This is a genomic window from uncultured Pelagibacterium sp., assembly GCF_963972885.1.
In the GTDB taxonomy this organism is placed as follows: Bacteria; Pseudomonadota; Alphaproteobacteria; order Rhizobiales; family Devosiaceae; genus Pelagibacterium; species Pelagibacterium nitratireducens.
Genome location: NZ_CAXAXY010000172.1, coordinates 1 through 2,480, shown reverse-complemented (window position 1 = coordinate 2,480; position 2,480 = coordinate 1). Strand labels below are relative to the sequence as shown.

Below are 2,480 nucleotides of genomic sequence, written 5' to 3'. Positions count from 1 at the left end.
ACGCCCGAGCACGTCATCAACTATTTCTTCTTTGTCGCCGAAGAGTTGCGCAAGCTGCTCGCCAAGATGGGCGCCCGGACTCTCAATGAGGTGATCGGCCGCTCCGACCTGCTCGAACAGACCCGGCTCGACAATCATTGGAAGGCCAAGGGGCTCGATTTCTCCAGGCTGTTTTATAAGCCCGAGCCCCTCGGCGGGGATTCGATCCATCATACCGAATTTCAGAACCATCACCTCGAGGCCGTGCTCGACCGCGAGCTGATCGCCAAGGCCCGCAACGCCATCGACACCAAAGAGCCGATCCAGTTCGAAAGCCCGATCCGCTCGCTCAACCGCTCGACCGGCGCCATGCTGTCGGGCGAAGTCGCCAAGGCCCATGGGCACAAAGGACTGGCCGAAGACACCATTTCGGTCACCCTGCGCGGCACAGCGGGCCAGAGCTTTGGCGCGTTCCTTGCCAAGGGCATCAGCTTCGATCTGATCGGGGACGCCAACGACTATGTCGGCAAGGGACTTTCGGGTGGCCGCATCGTCATTCGTCCCTCCGAAAAGTCCCGGATCGTGCCCGAGGAATCGATGATCGTGGGCAACACCGTGCTTTACGGCGCCATCGAGGGCGAATGCTATTTCCGCGGCGTGGCCGGCGAGCGTTTCGCCGTGCGCAACTCGGGCGCCATCGCCGTTGTCGAAGGCACTGGCGATCACGGCTGTGAATACATGACCGGCGGTGTGGTCGTGGTCATCGGCAAGACCGGTCGCAACTTCGCCGCCGGGATGTCCGGTGGTGTCGCTTACGTGCTCGACGAGGAGGAAACCTTCCGCTCGCGCTGCAACCTCGCCATGGTCGATCTCGAACCCGTCACCGAGGAAGAAGAGCTGATGCGCAAGATCCACCACCACGGTGGCGATCTCGAATGGCACGGCCGGGTCGACGTTTCCGGCGACATGACCAAGCATGACGACGAGCGTCTGTTCCAGCTCATTTCCAACCATCTGCACTATACCGGCTCATCACGCGCCAAGCTGATCCTGGACAATTGGGAGCAATACCGTCCCAAATTCGTCAAGGTCATGCCTGTCGAATACCGCCGGGCGATGCAGGAAATGGAAGATTTGCGCACGGGCCGCTCGCGCCCAACCGCAGCAGCGTAAAGGAGAAAGCCAATGGGTAAGGTAACAGGCTTTCTTGAAATAGATCGCCAGGAACAGCGCTACGAGCCTGCCTCGGATCGCGTTCGGCACCATCGCGAGTTCACGATTCCGCTCACCGAGCCGGAAGTGAAGAACCAGGCCGCCCGCTGCATGGATTGCGGCATCCCCTATTGCCATGGCGATACGGGCTGCCCCGTGCACAACCAGATTCCGGACTGGAACGATCTCGTTTATCAGGACGATTGGGAGGAGGCCTCGCGCAACCTCCATTCGACCAACAACTTCCCCGAGTTCACCGGCCGCATCTGCCCCGCACCCTGCGAGGAAGCGTGCACGCTCAACCTTGAGGACGTGCCGGTCGCCATCAAGACCGTGGAACAGGCCATTGCCGACAAGGCCATCAAGGGCGGCTGGGTCCGCCCCCAGATCGCCGACAAAAAGACCGGCAAGAAAATCGGCATCGTCGGCGCCGGCCCGGCCGGTCTCGCCGCCGCGCAACAGCTTGCCCGCGTCGGCCACGAGGTTCACCTCTTCGAGCGTGAGCCCAAGCCGGGCGGATTGATGCGGTATGGCATTCCCGACTTCAAGATGGAAAAGGGCCACATCGATTTCCGTCAGGCCCAGATGGAAGCCGAGGGCGTGATCTTTCATTTCGGTGAAAACATCGGCGTCACCCGCCCCTTCTCGGATCTTAAGGAAAACCACGACGCGGTGCTGCTCTGCGGCGGCTCGGAATTCCCGCGCCATCCGGGCTGTGAGGGCACCGACTTTGCCGGCGTCCACTACGCCATGCCCTATCTCGTCCAGCAGAACCGCCGCAATGGCGGAGAACTGGTCACCGACGAACCCATCCTTGCCGCCGGCAAGAATGTGGTGGTGATTGGCGGCGGCGATACGGCATCCGATTGCGTGGGCACCGCGTTCCGTCAGGGCGCCGTCTCGGTGACCCAGCTCGATATCCGCCCACGTCCGCCCGAAAAGGAAGACAAGCTCACCTCATGGCCCAACTGGGCCGTCAAGATGCGCACCTCCTCTTCGCAGGCCGAAGGCGCCAATCGTGAGTTCCAGGCCGGAACCATCGAGATCGTGTCGGACGAGCGCGGCCACGTCTCGGGCGTCAAATGCGCCCGCGTCGGCAATGACCGTCAGCCCATCGAGGGCAGCGATTTCATCCTGCCCGCCGAACTGGTGCTGATGGCCATCGGCTTTGCCCACCCGATCCACGACGGCATGCTCGAACAGCTCGGCGCCAGGCTCGACAAGCGCGGCAATCTGTTCGCCGATACCTTCAGCTACAAGACCAGCGTGGATGGTGTCTATGCCGCCGG

At 62.1% G+C, this 2,480-nt stretch carries 1 protein-coding gene and 1 pseudogene; both read left to right on the top strand.

The features are described 5' to 3' along the window. Positions 1-1,152, top strand: a pseudogene (locus tag AACZ55_RS16025) (glutamate synthase subunit alpha); the annotation flags it as partial. A gap of 12 nt (positions 1,153-1,164) precedes the next feature. Continuing rightward, the coding region (locus AACZ55_RS16020; protein ID WP_339647688.1) for a glutamate synthase subunit beta at positions 1,165-2,480 on the top strand (1,316 nt) is incomplete at its 3' end.